Origin of the sequence: Gordonia polyisoprenivorans, from assembly GCF_017654315.1 — a bacterium.
Taxonomy (GTDB): domain Bacteria; phylum Actinomycetota; class Actinomycetes; order Mycobacteriales; family Mycobacteriaceae; genus Gordonia; species Gordonia polyisoprenivorans_A.
In genome coordinates, this window is sequence record NZ_CP072203.1 from 494,708 (window position 1) to 516,836 (window position 22,129).

Annotated in this window: 19 protein-coding genes; 10 read left to right on the forward strand and 9 right to left on the reverse strand. The window is 67.9% G+C overall.

Annotation, left to right across the window (positions count from 1 at the left end; genetic code table 11):
- Window positions 1–5: 5 nt before the first annotated feature.
- A complete protein-coding gene (locus J6U32_RS02350) occupies window positions 6–875 on the forward strand; it encodes an RDD family protein (RefSeq protein ID WP_208793389.1) in 870 nt (289 codons plus the stop codon).
- Between the two features lie 41 nt (window positions 876–916).
- Here J6U32_RS02350 and J6U32_RS02355 read toward each other — a convergent pair whose 3' ends face one another.
- Window positions 917–2,113: an acyl-CoA dehydrogenase family protein gene (locus tag J6U32_RS02355; RefSeq protein WP_208793390.1), complete on the reverse strand. Its 1,197-nt coding sequence runs from the start codon at window positions 2,111–2,113 to the stop codon at window positions 917–919.
- 71 nt (window positions 2,114–2,184) lie between these two features.
- Between J6U32_RS02355 and J6U32_RS02360 the strand changes: the two genes are divergently transcribed.
- Entirely contained in the window at window positions 2,185–2,520 is a 336-nt protein-coding gene (locus J6U32_RS02360; RefSeq protein ID WP_208793391.1) for a TfoX/Sxy family protein, read from the forward strand.
- A gap of 36 nt (window positions 2,521–2,556) precedes the next feature.
- Here the strand turns inward: J6U32_RS02360 and J6U32_RS02365 are convergent, their stop codons facing one another.
- The gene (locus J6U32_RS02365; protein ID WP_208793392.1) at window positions 2,557–3,609 is read right to left on the reverse strand and encodes an SDR family oxidoreductase; all 1,053 of its coding nucleotides are present in this window, start codon (window positions 3,607–3,609) and stop codon (window positions 2,557–2,559) included.
- Window positions 3,610–3,685: 76 nt separating this feature from the next.
- Here J6U32_RS02365 and J6U32_RS02370 point away from each other — a divergent pair, with 76 nt between their 5' ends.
- A complete protein-coding gene (locus J6U32_RS02370) occupies window positions 3,686–4,012 on the forward strand; it encodes an ArsR/SmtB family transcription factor (protein WP_208793393.1) in 327 nt (108 codons plus the stop codon).
- Between the two features lie 99 nt (window positions 4,013–4,111).
- Here J6U32_RS02370 and J6U32_RS02375 read toward each other — a convergent pair whose 3' ends face one another.
- Complete coding sequence (locus tag J6U32_RS02375) at window positions 4,112–4,729, reverse strand: TetR family transcriptional regulator (protein ID WP_208793394.1); 618 nt, start codon at window positions 4,727–4,729, stop codon at window positions 4,112–4,114.
- Between the two features lie 61 nt (window positions 4,730–4,790).
- Here J6U32_RS02375 and J6U32_RS02380 point away from each other — a divergent pair, with 61 nt between their 5' ends.
- Entirely contained in the window at window positions 4,791–5,153 is a 363-nt protein-coding gene (locus J6U32_RS02380; RefSeq protein ID WP_208793395.1) for a DUF2834 domain-containing protein, read from the forward strand.
- Here J6U32_RS02380 and leuS read toward each other — a convergent pair.
- Complete coding sequence (gene leuS / locus J6U32_RS02385; protein WP_208793396.1) at window positions 5,137–8,013, reverse strand: leucine--tRNA ligase; 2,877 nt, start codon at window positions 8,011–8,013, stop codon at window positions 5,137–5,139. The genes J6U32_RS02380 and leuS overlap by 17 nt on opposite strands.
- Before the next feature lie 113 nt (window positions 8,014–8,126).
- On the opposite strand from leuS, the gene J6U32_RS02390 reads away from it, so the two are divergent.
- Window positions 8,127–8,663: an SdpI family protein gene (locus J6U32_RS02390; RefSeq protein WP_208793397.1), complete on the forward strand. Its 537-nt coding sequence runs from the start codon at window positions 8,127–8,129 to the stop codon at window positions 8,661–8,663.
- 9 nt (window positions 8,664–8,672) lie between these two features.
- On the forward strand, window positions 8,673–9,680 hold the full coding sequence (locus J6U32_RS02395) for a bile acid:sodium symporter family protein (protein WP_208793398.1): 1,008 nt from the start codon (window positions 8,673–8,675) through the stop codon (window positions 9,678–9,680).
- 114 nt (window positions 9,681–9,794) lie between these two features.
- Here J6U32_RS02395 and J6U32_RS02400 read toward each other — a convergent pair whose 3' ends face one another.
- The 3 genes from J6U32_RS02400 to J6U32_RS02410 all read right to left on the reverse strand — a co-directional run bounded on the left by J6U32_RS02400 (window position 9,795) and on the right by J6U32_RS02410 (window position 13,281).
- Window positions 9,795–10,418: a DedA family protein gene (locus tag J6U32_RS02400; RefSeq protein ID WP_208793399.1), complete on the reverse strand. Its 624-nt coding sequence runs from the start codon at window positions 10,416–10,418 to the stop codon at window positions 9,795–9,797.
- 36 nt (window positions 10,419–10,454) lie between these two features.
- Window positions 10,455–12,506, reverse strand: coding sequence for a CocE/NonD family hydrolase (locus tag J6U32_RS02405; protein ID WP_208793400.1), 2,052 nt, complete (start codon window positions 12,504–12,506; stop codon window positions 10,455–10,457).
- 97 nt (window positions 12,507–12,603) lie between these two features.
- Complete coding sequence (locus tag J6U32_RS02410; RefSeq protein WP_006368588.1) at window positions 12,604–13,281, reverse strand: YqgE/AlgH family protein; 678 nt, start codon at window positions 13,279–13,281, stop codon at window positions 12,604–12,606.
- A gap of 36 nt (window positions 13,282–13,317) precedes the next feature.
- On the opposite strand from J6U32_RS02410, the gene J6U32_RS02415 reads away from it, so the two are divergent.
- The gene (locus J6U32_RS02415) at window positions 13,318–14,661 is read left to right on the forward strand and encodes an MFS transporter (protein ID WP_208793401.1); all 1,344 of its coding nucleotides are present in this window, start codon (window positions 13,318–13,320) and stop codon (window positions 14,659–14,661) included.
- Here the strand turns inward: J6U32_RS02415 and J6U32_RS02420 are convergent.
- Entirely contained in the window at window positions 14,628–15,179 is a 552-nt protein-coding gene (locus J6U32_RS02420; protein ID WP_208793402.1) for a hypothetical protein, read from the reverse strand. The two genes, J6U32_RS02415 and J6U32_RS02420, sit on opposite strands and share 34 nt — an antisense overlap.
- An 85-nt stretch (window positions 15,180–15,264) precedes the next feature.
- Here J6U32_RS02420 and J6U32_RS02425 point away from each other — a divergent pair, with 85 nt between their 5' ends.
- A complete protein-coding gene (locus J6U32_RS02425) occupies window positions 15,265–16,359 on the forward strand; it encodes an aminotransferase class V-fold PLP-dependent enzyme (RefSeq protein WP_208793403.1) in 1,095 nt (364 codons plus the stop codon).
- Window positions 16,360–16,403: 44 nt separating this feature from the next.
- On the opposite strand, the gene J6U32_RS02430 is transcribed toward J6U32_RS02425, so the two are convergent.
- The gene (locus J6U32_RS02430; protein WP_208793404.1) at window positions 16,404–17,876 is read right to left on the reverse strand and encodes a CCA tRNA nucleotidyltransferase; all 1,473 of its coding nucleotides are present in this window, start codon (window positions 17,874–17,876) and stop codon (window positions 16,404–16,406) included.
- Between the two features lie 152 nt (window positions 17,877–18,028).
- Between J6U32_RS02430 and J6U32_RS02435 the strand changes: the two genes are divergently transcribed.
- Both J6U32_RS02435 and J6U32_RS02440 read left to right on the forward strand, forming a co-directional pair.
- A complete protein-coding gene (locus tag J6U32_RS02435; protein ID WP_208793405.1) occupies window positions 18,029–19,309 on the forward strand; it encodes an NUDIX hydrolase in 1,281 nt (426 codons plus the stop codon).
- Complete coding sequence (locus J6U32_RS02440; RefSeq protein ID WP_244332507.1) at window positions 19,302–22,115, forward strand: DUF6049 family protein; 2,814 nt, start codon at window positions 19,302–19,304, stop codon at window positions 22,113–22,115. The genes J6U32_RS02435 and J6U32_RS02440 overlap by 8 nt, the downstream gene beginning before the upstream one ends.
- Window positions 22,116–22,129 lie beyond the last annotated feature (14 nt).

Genomic DNA, 22,129 nt, shown 5'->3' on the forward strand with positions numbered 1-22,129 from the left:
CTAGAGTGTGGCGCATGTATCCGCAGCAGATGACCTATCCGGTGCGGCCGTATCCGCCGGTCACCTGGGGTCGGGGCGCGGTCGGCACGGTCGGCGTCGGTCGCGACGACCAGGTGTCGGGTGAGGCCGTCGCCCTCGACTTGCCTGCCGCCTCGTTCGGGCTGCGGATTCTGTCCGGGGTGATCGATCTGATCCTCGGTTACCTCGTGTTGATCCTCGGCATCTACCTGTCGTTCAAGCTGGCCTATGACGTCGACGACGCGTTGTTCGGCGCCTGCCTCACGGTGTCGACGGTGATCGCATTCGCCGCGGTGCCGACGACGTGGGAGACACTGACGCGTGGGAAAACCCTCGGGCACGTGATACTCGGGTTGCGGACCGTGCGCGACGACGCCGGCCCGATCCGATTCCGCCACGCCCTGACCCGGGCGATGATCGGCGTGGTCGAGATCTACACGTTCTTCGGTGTCCCGGCGATGATCTGCGCGGCGGTGAACCGCCGCAACAAACGCATCGGCGACCTCGTCGCCGGCACATACGTGATCCGCGAACGATTCAAGATCACGCTGCCCGAACCGATCCCGATGCCGCCGCCACTGGCCCCGTGGGCGAGCACAGCCGACATCGCCGCTCTCCCGGACCCGTTGGCGGTGTCGGTACGGCAGTTCCTGAATCGTCGTGAGGGCTACAATCCGGCGGCGCGCTCGGCTCTCGCGGAGCGTCTGATCTTCGCGATCGCGCCGTACGTCGCGCCCGCTCCTCCGCCGCAGGCGCCGGCCGAGGATGTCCTCGCCGCAGTCATGGCAGCACGACGCGAACGCGACACCGCACGGCTGGCCCGCGAGGACCGGCTGCGAACACGTTTGCTGCGCTGAGCTTTCCGGTCATCCGCCTCGGCGGCCGATGGACCCGTCGGTCATTTGAGGTCGGCGCTGGACTTTCCGAGGATGCGGCGGGCGATGATCAGCTGCTGGATCTGCTGCGTGCCCTCGAAGATGTCGAGGATCTTGGCGTCGCGAGCCCACTTCTCGAGCAGCATGGTCTCCGAGAATGCCGCGGTCGCACCGAGTTCCACCGCCTTGTTGGTGATGTCGGTGACGGTGCGGCCCGCCTTGGCCTTCGACATCGACGCCTCGGTGGAGTTGGGCTCCTTGTTGTCGGCCATCCAGGCCGCCCGGACCGCGAGCAACCAGGAAGCCTCCCAATCGGATTCGAGCCGGATGAACTCGGCGACCGCAGCATGCTGGGTGGCCGCGGGGGCGTCGTAGTCGATGGTGTGGCCGGCGTCGCCGAGCAGGCTGCGCAGTTCTTCGAGCGCGGCCCGGCCGAGTCCCACGGCCATCGCGGCGACCACCGGGCGGGTGTTGTCGAAGGTCTGCATGACCCCGGCGAAGGCCTTCTTGGTCTCCACTTCCCGTGAGCCGAGCAGGTTTTCGGCGGGCACACGCGCGTTCTCGAACCGCAGGACCGCGGTGTCGGAGGCCTTGATGCCCAGCTTGTGCTCGAGACGCACCACGCTCACGCCGTCGGCGTCGAGGGGCACGACGAAGCTCTTGATCGCGGCGCGGCCGGCACTCTTGTCGACGGTCGCCCAGACGACCACATGGTCGGCGCGGGAGCCGGCGGTGACGAAGATCTTCTCGCCGTTGATGACGTAGTCGTCGCCGTCGCGTGTGGCCGTCGTCGACACGGCCGCCGAGTCGGAGCCGAAGCTCGGTTCGGTGATCGCCATCGCCGCCCAGACACCGGAGAACTTCTCGAGTTGTTCCGGCGTGGCCACCGCGGAGATCGCGGCGTTGCCCAATCCCTGGTACGGGATGGACAGCATCAGGGCGACGTCGCCCCAACCCATCTCGACGCCGTGCAGCACGCCACGGATGTTGGCGCCGTTGACGGTGCCCGCATCGGCATCGGTTCCACCCGACTTGTCCGACTCCTTGGCCGCCTCGCGCGCCTTCTTGGCGAGTGCGCCGAGGTCGTCGAGTTCCTTGGGGTATTCGTGCTCGGCCTTGTCGTACTTGCGCGAGACCGGTCGGAAGATGTGCTCGGCCGCGAGGTGGGCTTGCTCGACCGCCGAATCGAACTTCTTCGGGAGCTCCAGATTGATCGCCATGCGGGCTATCTTACTCAGAAGTAAGTTGCTGTCCAGCCCACCTTCCCGAGCGCGATGCCTACCCTCGAGTGGTGGCCTACGACGATGAACTCGCGTTTCGGATCCGCGCATTGCTCAGCGGTGAGAGCAACGTGGACGAGAAGCCGATGTTCGGCGGTCTCGCGTTCCTCATCAACGGCAACATGGCGTTGGCGGCGAGTTCCCGCGGTGGACTCATGGTGCGGGTCCCGCCCGAGCAGACCGAGGTACTCCTGGAGTATCCGCACACCGAGCCGATGATCATGTCCGGCCGCGAGACACGCGGCTGGCTCCGCGTCGGCGGCGAGGGCGTGCGCACCGAGCGCCAGTTGAGCCGATGGGTGACCCTAGGATCGGATTACGCCCGCAAACTCCCGGCGAAGTACTGACCCACCGGAGTGCCGAGGAACTGAAGCGCCGAAGAACTAGGGGATGAGCCTGCGCTCCCGGAGTTGCTCGAAGATCCTGGTGAACATCGCGTCGGTCTCGACGTAGTCGTGGAAACCGGCGCGTCGGCTCTTGGAGGTATCAGCGATCACGTCGTAGTCCCAGCCGAACACGAAATCGCCGAATTGCCAGGAGGAGACGTCCTCGTAGGGGGTGGGCTCGAGTTCGTACTCGGCGACCATCGCGTCCCATACCTGCTGCTTGTCGGCCATCACCTCGGACAACGACATGGGCAACGGATCCGCGACCGGGATGTCGAAGAAGTCGGCGACCACCGACCACATGCGCTGCCACCGGAACATGTCGCCGTTGGTGATGTTGAAGGCCTCGTTGGCGGCCGACGGAGTCGTCGCCGCCCATTCGGTGGCGCGCGCGAGCAGGCCCGCGTCGGTCATTTCGATGAGGCTGGAGTAGGCACCCGGCTTGCCGGGAAAGCGCAGTGGGATTCCGAGTTCCTTGCTGATCGACGCGTACACGGCGAGCACCATCGCGATATTCATCGGATTGCCCACGGTGACTCCCGCAACGACCGACGGGCGGATCGCCGACCACGACCAGCTCTGTCCCCGCTGCCGTCGCTCGAGCAATTGTTGCTGATCGACATTGAACTCGGGCGGCATGTGCGGCGGATCGCTCTCCCTGGCCGGGGTCGCGAACGGACCGAGATGGGCCCCGTAGACCTTGTAGCCCTGCATCAGGCTGACGTGCTCCAAGGCGGGTAGGAGATCCGCCGAATCCAGGACGTTGCGCAGCATCGTCACGTTCGGTTCGACGAGGTCCGACCAGTTCGGACGGTCCTGGTAGGCGGCGTAGAACAGATGCGTCGTCTCCGCGGCACGACCGATCGCGGCCCGCGTGGAGTCGAGATCGAGGAGATCTGCGCGCTCGTGGCGTACGCGCGGCCCATCCTCTCCGCCACGTCGTGATATCCCGACCACATCCCAGTTGCCCGTGCCTGCCAGGTGCTCGGCCAGGTTGCCTCCGATGACCCCTCGTGCACCGATGACCAGAGCGTTCCCACATATCGACATGAAGCCTCCATCGTTAGATCGTGATTTTACGATGAATGTATATCACAAGATCGCGATGAGCAGATATGCTGGAGCGATGAGCAGCAGTGAGTCGGTCGACACCGACGAGTGGGTGGTCACCGCCCTCAAGGCGATCGCACATCCACAGCGGCTGGCCATCATGCGGTGGCTGCGCGACCCGGAGAGTTTCCCGCCGCAACTCGAACCCGCAAGCGAAGTGGGCGTGTGCCTCAAGCACATTCAAGCTCGGATGGGCGCATCCCAGTCGACCGTCTCGCAATATGTGGCGGTCTTGCAGCGCGCAGACCTCGTGCACTGCACCAAGATCGGCCAGTGGTCACACTATCGACGCAATGAGGATGCCCTCGCACGCCTCAATCAACTTCTGCCCGAGATCATCTGACACTCGGGTCGCGGTGAAGGCGGCAGAGGACGACCCGCGTCGGCACGAGCACCCCGGGCCTCGCCGGAGCCAGCGTTCCGGATCGCAACCCACCCACTTTTAGCGAGACGGCCTCCGAGGCCCGGAACCAGTGCTCTCCGATTCCCACCGCCCGGCGAGCAGCCGAGCAAGCCACTGGTGGGCATCAGCGGTCGGGGCGGTCGGGGCGACCGCGGCCTGCAGCAGTAGGCCGTCGACGATGGCGAGCAGTGCTGCCGCGGCGGCATCCCTTTCATCGATTGGGGTATCCAGGTGACACGTCAACCACTCGAGCCACGCGGCGGTAGCGGCATGAGCGGCCGCGACGAACGGCTCCGTGCCGCGGGCGGCATAGACATCGATCTCGAGATAGATCACCAGAGATGGACGCAGCCGCTGATCTGACATGACTGCCCAGGCGCGCTCGAGTAGTTCCGCCGGTGACAGCCGTCGGGACACGACTGTGGTCGTGAGCAGAGCCTGAAGGTCGGCTGTGAGGTGATCACAGATCGACCGGATGATCTCATCGCGAGAACCGAAGTAGTACAGCAGCATTCGATCGCTGGTGTCCAGGTGAGCAGCAAGCGGACGCAACGACAGAGCCCCGAGCCCGTGGATGGAGGCGTACTCCACTGCGCCTGCGATCAATCGGTCCCGCTGCTCAGGGCGCCCACGCCCGCCAGCACTGGCTTCCCTCATGTAGCAGATGCTACAGTCCGCCCTATGTAGCGATCGCTACACAACGGAGGATGAGGTGCACATGCAGTGGTCGAGAACTGAACGTGTCTACTTGCTGGCCCTCGCCGGTGGAATAGTCGGCCCACTGGTCGCGCTCGCACCGTGGGTCGCACACAACGGTCTGGACCTACCGCTGTTTGTCCGCGAGCTCTTCGCAACGGGCGTCAGCAGCTACTTCGCCGTGGATGTCATCATCGCGGTGCTGATCCTCGTCACTGCCGCGGTGCTCGATGACCGGTTGCCGCGCAGGTCCCGGATCCTCGTCGGCGTCGTGTCGCTGTTGGGGGCCTCGGCCGGCCTGCCCGCCTACCTTCTGCTCCGAGCTCGGGCGCAGCGCCTCACAGCCGAGAAGGGCTCGCACCGCCGTACTACGGAACGATGTTGACCAATCGTCCCGGTACGATGATCACCTTGCGGGGTTCCCCGTCGAGCAGGGCGACGATCTTCTCGTCGGCCAGCGCCACCTCGCGCAGCGTCGCATCGTCGGCATCGGCGGCAACGGTGATGCGGCTCTTGACCTTTCCCTTCACCTGCACGGCGATCTCGACGGTGTCGGCGACGAGCCACTGCTGGTCGGCGTCCGGGAAGGGCCCGCGCACCAGCAGTTCACCGTGACCCAGGCGGTGCCAGAGTTCCTCGGCGATGTGCGGGGCCAGCGGGGCGAGCATGGTGACCAGCGGCTCCACGGCGGCGCGCGGGGCACCACCCTCGAACTGCTTGGTGAGGTGATTGGTGAGTTTGATCAGCGCCGCGACCGCGATGTTGAAGCGCAGACCGGCGAACTCCTCGCGCACCTCGGCGATCGTCGTGTGCAGCAACCGCTTCGTCACGTCGTCGAGCTCGGCGTCGGTGACCCGCACCGTGCCGGTCTCCTCGTCGACCACCAGACGCCACACCCGCTGCAGGAATCGTTGCAGTCCCACAACATCTTTGGTGGCCCACGGGCGAGACTGGTCGAGCGGCCCCATGTACATCTCGTAGAGACGCAGGGTGTCGGCGCCGTAGTCGGCGGCGATGTCATCGGGGGTCACCGAATTCTTCAGCGACTTCCCCATCTTCCCGTATTCCTGGGAGACCTCGTCGCCGTTGTAGAAGAACTTCCCGTCACGCTCGGTCACCTCCTCGGCGGGCACGTAGATGCCGCGCGAGTCGGTGTAGGCGTAGGCCTGGATCATGCCCTGATTGAACAGCTTTCGGTACGGCTCCCGGCTGGTCACATAACCGAGATCGAAGAGGACCTTGTGCCAGAAGCGCGAATACAGCAGGTGCAGCACGGCATGCTCGACGCCACCGATGTAGAGGTCGAGGCCGCCGGGATCGTTCGGCCCGTGCAGCGCCGGCCGCGGGCCCATCCAATAGGCCTCGTTCTCCTTGGCGCACAACGTCTCGTCGTTGGTGGGATCGATGTAGCGCAGCTGATACCACGAGCTGCCCGCCCACTGCGGCATCACGTTGGCGTCACGGGTGTAGGTCTGCAGACCGTCACCGAGATCGAGTTCGACGGTCATCCACTCGGTCGCCTTGGCCAGCGGCGGCGACGGCTCGGACCCGGAATCCTCCGGGTCGAAGGACACCGGCGCGTAGTCGTCGACTTCCGGGAGTTCCACCGGCAGCATCGATTCCGGCAACGCGTGGGCCTGACCGTCGGCGTCGTAGACGATCGGGAACGGTTCGCCCCAATACCGCTGGCGAGCGAAGAGCCAGTCGCGCAGCTTGTACTGGATGGTACCCTCGCCGGCGCGGCGCTCCTCGAGCCACGCGATGATCGCGGCCTTGGCCTCGTCGACGCGCAAACCGTCGAGGAAACCGGAATTGACCAGCGGACCATCGCCGACGAACGGCTCGGTGGCCACCCCCTGCTCGGATCCGATGACCTCCAGGATGGGCAGGCCGAAGACGGTGGCGAACTCATGGTCACGACCGTCGTGAGCGGGCACCGCCATGATCGCCCCGGTGCCGTAGCCCATCAGCACGTAGTCGGCGATGAACACCGGGATCTCGCGCCCGTCCACGGGATTGGTGGCGTAGGTGCCGGTGAAGACGCCGGTCTTCTCCTTGTTCTCCTGCCGCTCGAGATCCGACTTGGCGGCGATCGCGGCGCGGTAGGCCGCGATGGCGGCGGCCGGGGTGTCGGCACCGCCACCGGTCCATCGGGGATCGGTGCCGTCGGGCCAGGCGTCGGCGGTGAGCTCGTCGACCAGCGGATGCTCGGGCGAGAGCACCATGTAGGTGGCGCCGAACAGCGTGTCGGGGCGGGTGGTGAAGACCTCGATCGTCGCGCCGCCGGCGGCAAAGCGGACCTGCGCACCCCGCGAACGCCCGATCCAGTTGCGCTGCATCGTCTTGACCTTCTCCGGCCAATCCAGGTCGTCGAGGTCATCGAGCAGGCGGTCGGAGTAGGCGGTGATGCGCATCATCCACTGCCGCAAGTGCTTACGGAACACCGGAAAGTTGCCGCGGTCGCTGCGACCGTCGGCGGTGACCTCCTCGTTGGCGAGCACTGTACCCAGCCCGGGACACCAGTTCACCAGCGAATCACTCTGATACACCAGACGATAGGAGTCGACGACCTCGTTGCGCTCGGCCGTTGACAGGTCGGCCCAGTCCCGTCCGTCGAACTTGTCGTGACCATCGAGAGTGCGTGCACCCGAATCGAATTCGGCGATCAGCTCGGAGACCGGCCGCGCCTTGCGCTGCTCGGTGTCGTAGAAGGCGTTGTAGATCTGCAGAAAGATCCACTGCGTCCAGCGATAGAAGTCCACGTCGGTGGTGGCCACGCGTCGTCGTTCGTCGTGGCCGAGTCCGAGCCGACGGATCTGCCCGAGGTAGCGCTCGATGTTGGCCTCGGTGGTGGTACGCGGATGGGTACCGGTCTGCACCGCGTACTGCTCGGCGGGCAGGCCGAAGGAGTCGAAACCCATCGTGTGCAGGACGTTGCGGCCGATCATCCGCTGATACCGGGCGAACACGTCGCTGGCGATGAACCCCAAGGGATGTCCGACGTGCAGACCCGCACCCGAGGGATACGGGAACATGTCCTGGACGAAGACCTTCTCGGGCGAGTCGGGAGCGCCGCCACCGAAGGCGCTGAGGTCACCGGCGAGCGGTCCGACCGGGTTCGGCGCCTCGAAGGCGTGCCGGTCGGACCAGTTCCGCTGCCAGCGCTGCTCGATCTGGCCCGCGAGTTCGGCCGTGTAGCGATGGGTGCCCTGGGCCGGTGGGGTCGAGGTATCCGCTGAAGTCACCCCACCAGCGTAAATGGTGGCCCGAGGCACATTGCAGCGGCACTCGCCCCGCTCGCGCGCGCAGTCCGTGGTCGCGTTTCGCCACCGCCCGCCCCAGCTCGTATGGTGGTCGGGTGAGCGTTCTGTCCGTCGTCGTCGCCATCTGCGTGTTCGTCCTGGCCCTCGTGTGGGTCGTGGTCGGGGTCGCCGGTCTGCGCGGCAGGCTGCGACGCAACCGGTGGCTCGGCGTCCGCGCACCGGAGACACTGGTCTCCGACGAAGCCTTCGCGCTGGCCAACAAGGTGGCCGCCCCCGGCACCCTCGGCGCCGCGGCGATCGTGATCGCCGGCGGGCTGCTGACGCTCGGTGTCGGCGGCACGTGGTCGTTCCTGTTCGCCGTCGGCGCCCTGCTGGCCGCGCTCGTGGTGGTCGGCGTCGTCAGTGGTTACGGGGTGCGCGCGGCACGCTGGGCGGTCGACCCCGACGAGGACTCGGGTTGCTCGTGCTGCTCGGCCGATGCCGGCTCCCATGACCACACCGCCCCCGCGGCGGATGCGGCGAAAACCGACGCGCAGGGCCCGGCCGACGAGTGTGGCGAGTCGAGCTGCGCATCGTGCACGCTGCGCGGAGTATGCGCGTCCGAACCTGCAGCCGACACCGCCCAGCGCTGAGAGATTCGCATGCGCTCCCTGCTGAGCCGCTCGCCGATCGACGGATTCATCCTGGCGATCCTCACAGCGGTCGTCGTCGCGGCCTTCCTGCCCGCCCGTGGCGAATTCGCCGACGTCCTCGACTGGGTCGTCGTGGTCGCCATCGGCTTCCTGTTCTTCCTCTACGGCGCCCGACTTCATCCCCGGCAGGCACTCGAAGGGCTGACGCACTGGCGCCTGCACCTGATCATCCTGGCCTTCACCTTCGTGGTGTTCCCCCTGATCGGGCTCGCGCTGCACCCGCTGCTGCGGCCGGTGATCGGTGACGACCTCACATCGGGGTTGCTGTATCTGTGCCTGGTGCCGTCGACGGTGCAGTCCTCGATCGCGTTCACCTCGATGGCCCGGGGCAACGTCGCGGGCGCGATCGTGAGTGCGTCGGCGTCGAACCTGCTCGGTGTCGTCCTCACCCCGGTGCTGGTCGTGGTGCTCATGTCGAGCACCAACGGTGTGCACATCACCGGCTCGCAGGTCCTCGAGATCCTGCTGGAGATCCTGGTGCCGTTCATCCTCGGCCAGCTCTGCCGACCACTGGTCACACCGATCCTGAAGCGATTCGCCGAGCCGACGAAGTACGTGGATCGCGGGTCGATCGTGCTCGTCGTCTACGCCGCGTTCAGCGAGGGTGTGCGCAACGGCATCTGGTCGATCGTCGGGGTGTGGCAGGTGGTGGCGATGGCGGTGGTCGCGATCGTGCTCGTCGCATTCATGCTGTGGCTGACCGGATGGCTGCCACGACGGCTCGGCTTCAACCGTGAGGACGCCATCGCCATCCAGTTCTGCGGAACCAAGAAGAGCCTCGCGACCGGTCTACCGATGGCGACGGTGTTGTTCAGCGGGTCGGTGGTCGGTCTGATCGTGTTGCCGCTCATGATCTTCCACCAGATCCAGCTGATCATGTGCTCGTGGTTGGCCACCCGCTACGGTCGCCAGGCCGCGGCCCTCGAAGCCGCCGACTCCGGGTCGGAACCCGGCTGAGGGCCTCGCATACGAATACAGCTTCCACCGGAGCGGGCCACCGACCCGGATTCCACGGCGTGTCGCGCCGGATCGGTGGAATCTGTATTCGCCTTCGCCCCGCGGGGTCGGCTCTCAGCCGATGTCACCGCGATGCCAGCGGTGCACCGCCCAGCTGACGCCGTAGAAGACCGCGACCACACCGACGAGGGCGATCACGGCGTAGAGCAGGATCGTCGCACCGAGCACCGCCCCGGCGAAATAGCCGGCCAGCAGCACAGCAGACGCCCACGTCAGTGCGCCGATCGCATCGGCGATGCCGAACCGCACGAAGCTCATCCGACTGATGCCCGCCATCCGCGGCACGATCGTCCGCACGTACCCGACCCAGCGGCCGGTGCCGACGACGAGCAGGCCGGATCGTTCCAAACGCTGCTGGGCGCTGTCCCAGCGTTGCTCGCCGAATCGGCGCCCGAGCCCCGACTCCTTGAGCCGCTGCCCACCGACCCGGCCCAGCCAATACCCGGTCGCATCCCCGGCGACCGCGCACAACACCACGATGACCACCAGCCAGGCGATGTTGGTGGAGCCGACCGCTGCCGCGACCCCGGCCGCGAGCAGCACCGCCTCGCTCGGCATCACCAGACCGGCGATCAGCAGGGCCGTCTCGAGGTAGACGATGCCCGCCGCGATCAGGTAGACCGCCCAGGAGGGAACCGACTCGATGACCCCGATGAGCCAGTCGGCGAAGGCGTGCACCAGTTCACCGTAACGATGAACCGTCCAGGGGGTTTCTCACAGGGGTGCCGACAGGGGCAGGTTCACGAAGCTGGGGTTACTCGGATCCAGCTCGATGTGCTGGGGTCGAAGCCCGGAATCGTTGAGCAGCGGCCGCAGCGGGAGCCCGCGCGGCAGGTTCATCGCGAACACGTCGATCCGCAGCCGGTGACCCTTGCCGATCAGCGCCTCCGTCGGTAGGAGTCCGATGTCGATGCCCACCGACTTACCCGGCGTCACGGGGTGGCGGGTGTCGAGGGTGAGCGTGTAGAACGGATCGATCACATCCCCGTTGGGCGCGAATTGTGAACGGCTACGGTCATATTCGCGCAAAGACGCAACCACCTGCCCGGAGCTGATGACCTTGGACGTGCCGTCCGGGGCAACGTCGTTGAGTGTCGCGGTCCAGTAGCCGTCGGGCGCGTCGAGCACCATGTTCAGATGCACGTTGCTGTAGCCGCTGACGCTGCGGGTGGCGGTCATCGGTGCGCTGGTGAAGCTCAGCGCGTTGCGTTCGGAGATCCGTGCGTCGTCGGCGCAGTCGGGGAAGATCGCGGTCAGGCCGGCCATCTGCTGTGCGGAGTCGCGCGAACACAGTGTCGCCAGTCCCGGCGCCACGGTCATCCGGGCGCGGGTCGCCGGGACCCCGGTGCCCAGGCTGCCGTCGCCCAGCGCATACGGGGCCGTGCCCGAGCGCCGATCACCGAGGTAGAGGCGCTGACGGGTCATGCCCGCGCGGGGGAACTGGGAGGCGGTGATCCACCGGTCGCCGACCTGCTTGAGGTTCACCGGGCCATAGCGGTCGATCCCGTTGTCGATTCCCTTGAGCCACTTGTCGAACCACGCCTTCTGCAGCACGTCGAGACGTGGTGGCGTACCCGGCCGGCCCTGCCCACCGCCGATCGTGAGGTGGTAACCGTCGCCCATGATCAACTGCTTACGTCCGGGCGCGAGCGGAATCTTGTTGTACATCGCGACCTCGGAGTTGGTGAACAGATCGAACCATCCGCCGTAGATGAGCGTCGGGGTGGTGATCGTGTCGGCGTGGTCCTGCCAGGCCGTACGCGGACCGGAATTCGGGCTCAGCAGATCGCGTAGCTGGGGTGGGATCGACGCGATGTTCGGGACGGTCAGCGCCTGGATGAGTTGCGGGAAAAAGGTGAACGGGTCCCGCAGGCGGTCGGCCAGCCACGTCCAGTCGAAGGTGCCGTTGAGCATCGACGCGACGCTCGGGACCAGCTTGGTGGAATTGACCAGGGTCAGCCACAGCGGCAGGAATCCGACGCCGAGCGCGCCACCCGGTGCGACGATGTCACGGATCAGATCGCCGCCCGGTTCGACCGGGAAGATCGCCTTGAGGGCTTCGGGATGTTTGTTGGCGGCCTGGATCTGGTTGATCGCCGAGTACGAGACGCCGGACATGCCGACCTTCCCGTTGGACCATTTCTGCTTGGCGGCCCAGTCGATGACCTCGACGGAGTCCTGCTGCTCCCGTTGCTGGAAGACGTCCCAATCCCCTTGGGAAAAGCCGGTTCCGCGGACGTCGACGACCACCACCGTATAACCGCTGCGCACGAGATCGAAGTCCACGGAGAAGTTGCGCAGTCCCTGATCACGGATCAGGTGCGCGACGTCGTTGATGCCGTCGATCGGGGTGCCCGACAAGTTGATCGCCGAGGCCACCTGGACGGCCAGCGGCGCCAGCACCGGGTTGGCCAACGCAGCCGCGGTGATCGCGGAGACGAGTTTGGTGTAGGGCGTCATGGTCACGATGACCGGCGTCCTGGCCGTCGTCGGTATCCGGGCCGCGTTGGCCGGGCGGTAGACGTTGGCGCGCAGGATGGTGCCGTCGCCCATCCGGATCGGGACGTCCCACTGGGTGTTGACGTCGGCGTAGGGCTGCGGGCCGTCGTGCGAGGCGAGCCACCGCTTGGCCGGGGCTCCGCCGTCGGGGCCGGTGGCCGCATGCGCCGTTCCTGCCGCTCCCAGAGTCGGGCCGGCCAGCAACGCGACGATCGCGATGACCGCCGCAACGACGACTCCCCGTACCCGAATTTCCCGCACCCGCATCGCCGTCCCCCCGGTGAGATGTGACCGGACGAGAGCCTAGCATGACCTGTGAGTCATGTCACTGGGCGTGCGGGATCGCCTGACCCAGTGCCCAGGTTCAGTTGCCGGTGACGTCGACGGGGTGGGTGGCCAACAACGGCAACGGCCATGGTTGGCGGCGCAGCACGTCGGCCCAGATGTCGGTGGTCGACGGGGCGAGGATGTCGCGGGGGAGCGCCGAGGCCAGCATCCAGCTGTCCTGGGCCATCTCCGCGTCGAGCTGCCCGATACCCCAGCCCGCGTACCCGGCGAAGATGCGGAGTCCCTCGAGCACCGGCCCGATCAGCTCGGGATCGGCGTCGAGGTCGATGAGAGCGACACGGCCGCTGACCGGCCGGATCTGTTCGATCCCGGAGATGTCGGCGCCGTGCCGGACAACGCCGAGACACAGGGCCGAATCCTGTTTGACCGGACCGCCGACGAACAGCGCCCGCGGCTGCGCGGCCAGATCGGTCCACGACGGCATCACGTTGTGAACCGCGGTCTGGCTCACCCGATTGAGGACCACTCCGAGGCTGCCCGCGTCATTGTGCTCGATCACATAGATCACGGTGCGCGCAAAGGTGGGCTCGAGCAGATCGGTCGACGCGAGCAGAAGCGTGCCGGCCCGAATACTGTTGGCCGACTCGATGTCTCGTGCCGCATCCGCGGCACCGCCGCCACCGCCGACGCCGCGTTCGGGCCGGTCGGGGGTGAGATCGTCTGCGCTGTCACCGCCGTCCACGACATCCATCATCGCATGAGAAGTCGGCTCGGTCGGTAATGTAGGTACGTGAATTCCGCGGTGACCGAAGGTACGTCCTCGTGGAAGATCTTTACCCACTCACTGCGCCACTCACCCGGCCTGGGCCGGCTGCTCGCGGTGCGGTTGACCAGTCAACTCACCGACGGTGTCTTCCAGGCCGCGCTCATCGGTGGGGTTCTGTTCAACCCCGAACGTCATGCCGATCCGCTCGCCGCGGCGCTCGGTTTCGCGGTGCTGCTGGTGCCCTATTCGGTGATCGGCCCGTTCGCCGGAGCGCTGCTCGACCGATGGGATCGGCGCAGCGTCCTGCTGTGGGCCAACGTGTTGCGCGCGCTGCTGATCGTGATGGTGGCGATCGCGATCAGTACCGGCAGTTCCGACACCCTGGTGCTGATCAGCGCGCTCGCGGTCACCGGGGCCAGTCGGTTCGTGGCGTCGGGGCTGTCCGCGGCGTTGCCGCACGTCGCTCATCGCGAGGTCATCGTCGCGACGAACGCCCTGTTCACCACACTCGGCGGGGCGATGTTGTCGGTGGGCGCGGGCCTCGCGCTCGGGATGCGCGCCCTGGTCGGCAACGACAACGTGGGCAGCGCGGAGACCACGCTGATCGGTGTGGTGCTGGCCCTCATCGCCGGCGTGCTCGCGCACGGCTTTCCGGCCCGCCAGCTCGGGCCCGACCGTCCCGACGACATCGGGCACTCGGCTGCACACGCCGTGGCCGTCGGCTTTCTGCACGGTGCGCGGGCGATTGCCCGATGCCGGCCCGCGTCGGCGGCGCTCTCGGCGATCGGGATACACCGGCTGGTCTTCGGCCTCAACACCCTGATGCTGTTCGTCTTCGCCCGGCACGTGCACGGCGGCGGTGACGGACTGAGCCGGATCAGCCTGGTCCTCGGATGTGTGGCGACCGGGGCCTTTGCCGCCGCGGTGAACACGCCGATCCTCGTCGAGCGCTACGGCCGACGCGCCACGATCATGCTCATGCTGCTGCTCGGCGCGCTGGCCCAAGTGCTGCTGCTGACGTTCACGATTCCCGGCTTCTGCGTGGCCGCCGTCGTGCTCGGATTGGTCGGGCAGACCACCAAGTTGTGCGGCGACGTGGCCATGCAGGTCGACATCTCCGACTCCGTGCGCGGACAGGTCTTCTCCGTGCAGGACGCCCTGTTCAACATGGCCTACGTCATCGCGATGGTCGTCACCGCGGTGATCATCTCCCCGGACGGACGTTCGGTGCCGCTCGTGCTGATCGGGTGCGCGCTCTATCTCATCGGGATCGTCGTGGTCCGCGGACTGCATCCCGCCCGCCACGACTACTCACCGCCGCCCGTCCCCGACGATCACCTGCCGAAACCCGGCTCCCCCTCGGCGTAGGCGGCATCGGCGGTGCCGTCACCGTCGGAGTCGACGAGCACCTGGTCGGGGCGGCCGTCGGAGTCGGTATCGACGTAGAGCCGCCGAATCGCCCCCGAGTCGAGGAGGATCTCGATGTCGGGGGTGCCGTTGCCGTCGAGGTCGTGCGCCTGAACCCGGGTGTCAGTGGGGGCGGGATCCGCCGGGGTTCGGGTGCCGGGGGTTTGAGTACTGGGCGTCCGGGCTGTCGGCGGCACGGGCGCCTCCCGTGTCGGCACGGCGACACCCCAGATCCCGTTCCCCGAGTCGCGATAGTGGTGTTCCACGGTGCCGTCGTCGTCGAGGTCGAGAGCCGCGAGGTCGGCGATGCCGTCGGCGTCGGTGTCGATGAGCAGATCGTCGCGACGACCGTCGCCGTCGAAGTCGAGCGCGATCGCGTCGAGCACACCGTCGGCGTCGGTATCGGTGTCGGCGGGGGTGTGCCAGTGCGTGGGCTCTGAGTCGCCATTGCCGAACACGTACTCCAGGACAGGATCCATGGGGTATTGGACGCACGGGCCGGCGCCACGGTTCCCTCGACGGTCGATGGTCGCGGCGACGACCCACACGGTAGGTTCAACGGCTATGTACGTCAGCGTTCTCGGCGAGCAGTTCCACCGGGCGCGACTGTCGCCGGCGATCACCCATCTCGATTCGGCGTCGGCGGGTCGGTCGTCCAACGCCGTCATCGGGACCATCTCGGCGCACCTGTGGCGTGAGGCCGAGCGTGGATCCTATGTGGCCGCCGACGACCGTGCCGAAGAATTCGCCAGGGACACAAGGGATCTCGCGTCACTGATCGGACACACCGCCGAGGAGATCACCTTTCGCGAGAGTGCGCGGGCGGCGTTGCGGGCACTGCTCAACGGGTGGAGCCTGCCGGTCTCGACCACGGTGTGGGTGGCCAAGAACGAGTTCGGGCCCAACCTCGTCGAATTCGAACGTCGCGGCTATGCGGTGCGCCCACTGCCCGACGGCGACCTCAACGGGCACATCGACCTCGATGCGCTCGAGAACATGCTGCAGTTCGAGCAGCCCGACTTCATCCACATCTGCCACATCGGGTCCATGTCGGGGGTGGTGCAGCCGGTGGCGCGGATCGTCGAGATCGCCCATGCGGCACAGGTGCCCGTCGTCGTCGACATGGCGCAGTCGGTGGGCCATGTCCCCACCGTCACCGGCGCCGACATCGTCTACGGCACCAGCCGCAAGTGGCTGACCGGGCCCCGCGGCGTCGGCTTTCTCGCGGTGCGCCGGGACTCGTTGCGGACCGTCGAGATCGAGAGTTCGGAGGCCTTCCTCGCGGGCCGGTTGGGGCTTGGTGTCGCGGTCGCCGAACTGCAGCAGATCGGCCAGCAACGGGTCTTCCGCGAGCTCGCGGCGATCGGCCGCGCGACCCGCGAACGCCTCGACGGGATCGGCAGCTGGGTGGTGTGCGAGCCCGTCGACGAGCCGTCGGCGCTGGTCACCCTCGCACCGCCGCCGGGCTGGCAGGACTCCGACCTCCGGGCCGCTCGCGATCGGTTGTTCGACGAGCTCGGCATCCTGGTCACCGCCGCCGAATCGTGGCGGGCACCGCTGGCCGGGGACCAGGGGGTGCTGCGGATCAGCCCTCACCTGGATGTGCGCCGCGAGGACCTCGACCGGCTCGCCGATGCCCTGCGAACGATGGGGTACTGACGCGGTGCTGGTGCGAACGCAGTACTTGTACCGACCTCACGCGTTTACGCGGGCCCTGTCCCGCCCTGCTCGGCCCACCATTGCCGAAGTGCCTCCTCCGCCTCGTCGCGCGAGAGCGGCCCGCGGTCGAGACGTAGCTCTTTGAGGTGACGCCAGGCCTTGCCGACCAAGGGCCCCGGCGGCACACCGAGCAGCTCCATGATCGCGTTGCCGTCGAGGTCGGGCCGGACCCGGGCGAGGTCCTCGGCGGCGCGGAGTTCGTCGATGCGGCGTTCGAGGTCGTCGTAGTTCTGTTGCAGGCGTCGGGCTCGTCGCTTGTTACGGGTGGTGCAGTCGGCGCGCACGAGTTTGTGCAAGCGGTCGAGCAGTGGTCCGGCATCGGTGATGTAGCGGCGGACCGCGGAATCGGTCCAGGCACCGTCGCCGTATCCGTGAAAGCGCAGGTGCAGAAAGACCAGCGTCGCAACGTCTTCGACGACGGCCTTCGGATACTTCAACGCGCGCATACGCTTTCGGACCATCTTGGCCCCGACCACCTCGTGGTGGTGAAAGCTCACCCCGCCGGCGGGTTCGTGGCGCCGGGTGGCCGGTTTGCCGATGTCGTGCAGCAGCGCCGCCCAGCGCAGGACGAGATCGGGGTCGCCGTTCTCGAGGTCGATGGCCTGCCGCAGGACGGTCAGCGAGTGTTGATAGACGTCTTTGTGTTGGTGGTGCTCGTCGATGGTCAGCCGCATCCCCGGCACCTCGGGCAGGACGCGATCGGCCAGTCCGGTGTCCACCATCAGCTCGATGGCCTCGATGGGGTGTGCGCCGGTGATCATCTTGTCGAGTTCGACGCGGACACGTTCGGGGGTGATGCGATCGATCTGGTCGGCCATCTCGGTGATCGCCGCGGCGACGCGGGGTGCGACCTCGAAGCCGAGCTGGGAGACGAAGCGCACCGCACGCAGCATGCGCAGCGGGTCGTCGCCGAAGGACTCCTGCGGCGTCGCGGGGGTGTCGATGATCCCGGCGAGTGCGGCCGAGAGTCCGTCGAGGGGGTCGTGGAATTCCTCGGCACCCTTGCGGCCGATGCGTACGGCCATCGCATTGATCGTGAAGTCGCGGCGTACCAGGTCGTCGTCGATGGACTCGCCGAAGGTGACCTCGGGGTTGCGACCGACGCCGTCGTACTTCTCGGCGCGGTAGGTGGTGATCTCGAGGATCAGGTCCTTGCGGCGGGCGCTGATCGTGCCGAACTCGATGCCGGTGTCCCAGATGGCGTCGGCCCAGCCCGACAGTAGTTCCTGGACCTTCTCGGGCCGGGCGTCGGTGGTGAAGTCGAGGTCGGTGCCCAGGCGGCCGAGGACGGCGTCGCGGACCGAGCCGCCGACGAGGTAGAGGTCGTGGCCGGCGTCGGCGAACAGCACGCCGAGCGGTTCGGTGATGTCGGAGAGCGCGCGAAGCGACACCGCCGCCGCGGCGAGGAGCCGGGTGCGGCGCTCGGCGGTGGTGGTGGGGTGGGGCTGCTCTGTCACGGCACGACAGCCTACCGGCGCCGGGAGCGAAGCGAGCGGGCCGTATGGGGCCCGGCGCCGGGAGCGAAGCGAGCGGGCCGGATGCAGCTGTATGCGCTGCTGCCAGCACCATGTGGGCAAACGGCCGGTGACCAGCAGCTAGCATCGAAGGCGTGCCCACCGACCCGTCAACCGACCCCACAGACGTCTCCGACGACGTCAGCACGGGTGGGCGCCAGGCCGCGGAGGCCGGGTCGGGTGATGCGCGTGGTGTCGCTGGGCAGGGTCGGCGACGCGGTCGTCGGGGCCGGCGCAGGCGCCGGGGCACCCCGGAGTCGCGGTCTGACGCGGAGTTCCATCCTCGGCCGGAAACGCCTCCGACCAGCGCCGAACATCCGACGCCACGCCCGAAACGGCCTTCTCCGGCAGATCTGGCCGATCGTGCCGGCGGCACCAGAAACGGCACCACCGGCAGTCCGAACAAGAACGGGTCGAGTAAGAACGGCGCAGAGAAGAACGGGACAGCCAAGCCCGGCCCGGTGAACGGGTCTGCGGCTCCGGTGAACGGGACCGGGGTGAACGCAACCGGCGTCAACGGGGCAGCAGGACACGGGGCACCAGCACACGGGCCCAAGCCCGGCGGAACCCGCCATCCGTCACCGGCGTCCGTGGCCGCCGCCACACCGACCGGCAAGGGCACGCGGGTGAGCGCACCCAAGCCGTCGGATATGGCCGTGATGTCGGCCAAGATCACCAAAACCGGCCTCACCCAGGACGCGGCGGCGACGCCTGCGCCGACTCGGCGCAGACGCGGCAACCGTCGTCCGGAACGCGCGGAGCGTCTGCGCACGGTGCGGGAGACGTCGGCGGGCGGATTGGTGATCTCCGATCTCGACCTGCCGGTCGAGGAATTGTCGGCGGCCCTGATCGGCCGCGTCGACCGCCGAGGGCGCATGATGTGGTCGTTGCCGAAGGGCCACATCGAGACCGGGGAGACCGCCGAGCAGACTGCGGTCCGCGAGGTGGCCGAGGAGACCGGCATCCAGGGTCTGGTGGTCGCGCCGCTGGGCAAGATCGACTACTGGTTCGTCAGCGAGGGTCGTCGCATCCACAAGACCGTGCATCACTATCTGCTGCGCAGTGTCGGCGGTGAGCTCTCCGATGAAGACTATGAGGTCAGCGAGGTGGCGTGGGTGCCGTTGCACGAGCTACCCCGCCGACTGACGTACTCTGACGAGCGACGACTGGCCCGAATGGCCCGCGGTGTCATCGCCGACCTGGCCGCCGACCCCCAGCGGTTGGCCCAGTCCGAGGCCGAGAGCAGTCGCACAGAACCCAACGCCTATGAGAGAGCCGCAGCCGCCCGCAACCAGCGCCGAAACGAGCCTCCGCCTGCGGCGCCCTCGCGTCGGCGCCGGAGGCGTCCCCGCCGCCCCGCGGCCGGTGATGGCTGACCCCTCGTCGGGGCGCGCACGGTGGGCTCGGTTCCTCACGGTCGTCGCGGTGGCGGTGCTGATGGTGTTGTCGGCGGCCCCGGCCGCTGCGGCACCCGGCGACACCGCCACCGCCCAGCCGGATCGGTTTGCGCAGATCGTCATCGACTCGATGACGCCATCGATGGTCACCAGCAGTTCGGGTCCTACGGTGGCGATCTCCGGGCATGTGATCAACACCAGCAGCCGGACGCTGCGTGATCTCGGTATCCGGCTCGAACGTGGCGACGCGCTGACCGGTGCCTCCCAATTGAGGTCGGCGCTGGCCGGTGAGCACCCACCGATCGCCGCCGCCACCGACTTCAGCGATCTGTCCTCGGACACCCTGGCGCCGAGTGCGCAGGCGAGCTTCTCGTTGACGGTGCCGTTGTCGGGCGCGGGTGGTCTGCAGATCTCGCAACGCGGCGTCTATCCGCTGCAGCTCAACGTCAATGGCCTCCCCGACTACGGTGGCGTCGCCCAGGTGGCCGGATCGCGCACGCTGCTGCCGGTGCTGTCATTGCCGCCGGACCGCAGCCGGGCGGCCGCCTACACCGATCCGGGCAGCGGCGACGCATCGTCGACGACACCCGGTCTCGGTGCCGACGGTTCGGTGTCCGCCGACACCTCCAGTCCGTCGCAATTCACCCTGTTGTGGCCGATTGCCGCACCCCCGCAACTCGCTCCGGGCGCCCTCGGCGGCAACACCGAGCCAGTACGTCTGATCAGCGAGGACATGGCCCGCTCACTGTCGCCGGGCGGACGGCTCGATTCGGTGCTCGCCCCATTGCGGGCGATCGCCGACGCCGCGCCTGCATCGGCGCCCGACCCCGGCTCGGCGTCGCCGGCGCCACCCGCCCCGGGAGCGCAGTCCGGTCAGACATCGGACCTCGCGCGCAGCATGTGCCTGGCCGTGGATCCCAATCTGCTCGTCACGGTGCGCGCGATGTCACTGGGCTATGTGGTGTCCTCCGATCCATCCGACCCGACGTCGTCGACGGTGCCGGGCACCGGTCAGGACACGGCGACCTCTTGGCTGAACGAGTTGCGCGACGTCGCCTCGCGACTGTGCGTCGTGGCTCTGCCGTTTGCCGGGGTGGACCTCTCCGCTCTCGCCGAGATCGACAATTCCGGCCTGACCGCGACCGCCCTGGACTCCCCCGCCGACGTCGTCGACTCTGTACTCGGCGTGAAAAGTGTTCGCGGACTGACCATTCCGGCCCTCGGTGCGATCAATCAGGCGGGCGCGCGGCTGCTCGAGGACACCAATCACTCCACCGTGCTGACCTCGGCGGGCAATCTGTCGACCGAGCAGCCGCAGAGCAGCGGCGCCTACCGCGTCGGCCCGCTGGCCGCACAGTCCTACGACGAGCCGGTCACGGCCGCACTCGCGGCGCTCGGGACCAACCCGACGACACCGGCGATCACACCTGCCGACCAGATGGTCGACCTCTCCGCGGAGTCGCCGCTGAGCAGACGTCAGGCCGGCATCGGCGCGCTGGCGTTCGCCGCGGTGGACACACCCGACGATGAGCGCGCGGACTCGGGACAGGGCTCCGCCGGGCAGACCTCGGCAGCGCAGCTGCCGACCACCGGCCGCTCGCAGGTGGTTCTTCCGTCGCTGTACTGGTCGCCGACCACCGACGACGCCAACGCGCTCATCTCCACCGCCGAGGTGCTGTTGGGTTCTCGCGTCGCCACCCCCACCCCGTTGACCAGCGTCGTCGGCTCGGCGGACGGGGCCCGGACCGCCGCCCGGCTGGCCCCGCCTCCCGGGGTCGGACCGGTGTCGTCGGTGTCGGTGCCCCTGCCGGAGCAGACGGCGACCGCGATGCGTGAGCAGGCCGACCTCAGCTATCAGCTGCAGGGTTCGCTGGTGAGTTCGGCGGACGTGGAGACCACTCCGGAGCGCTACCTCGCGCCGCTGCGCGAGGACATGCTGCGTTCGCTGACCGTGCCGGCCGAGGCCGGCGCGCAAACACGCACCCGACTCGCCGACACCCGAGCGCAGACGATTCGCGCGGTCACCTCGACGCTGGATCGCATGCGGGCGGCGGTGACCATCCTCGACCCGGGCGGTCGCTACACACTCGCCTCCGAACGCAGCCCGCTGCTGCTGGTGGTGCGCAACGATCTGGCGCTGCCCATCCGGGTGGACATCAGGACCAGCGCGCCGCACGACCTCGACATCGGCGACGTCGGGACGATCGAGATCCCGGCACGCGGCACGCGTCAGCTACAGCTGCCTACGAAGGCGGAGACCTCCGAGGCGATCACCGTCACCATCTCGATCGCGACGGTGACGGGTCTGCCGATGGGCTCCGACATCCGGCTGTCGGTGCATTCCAACGCCTACGGCAAGGCGTTGTTCATCATCACGATCATCGCCGGCGCGGCCCTCGTGCTGCTGACCGCGCGTCGCCTCTGGCACCGCTTCCGCGGCGAACCCGATCCGGCCGACGCCGACCGCCCCGAGCCCGACGAGCAGGAGCGTTTGCTCGCCGCGGCAACCTATCAGCAACGACGACGTACGCTGCACATCGAAGAAGTCCATTCCGGTGCGTGGCAGGACGACGTGGGGTACTCGTGGCCACCGGACCCCGAGCCGGCCGGCGCCACCGGGTCGGCGCGGCCCTCGCCGGGTGACCACGGATCGGAGAACCCGGGCCACCAGGACACCGACCCCGGGTCCGCCACCGGACCGGATCCCGGTCCGGAGCCCGACGAGCCGGTAGCGACGGAGAATACGACGACACCGGCAGAACACAGCAGTACCCCACCGAGGTGACCGACGAGGTGATC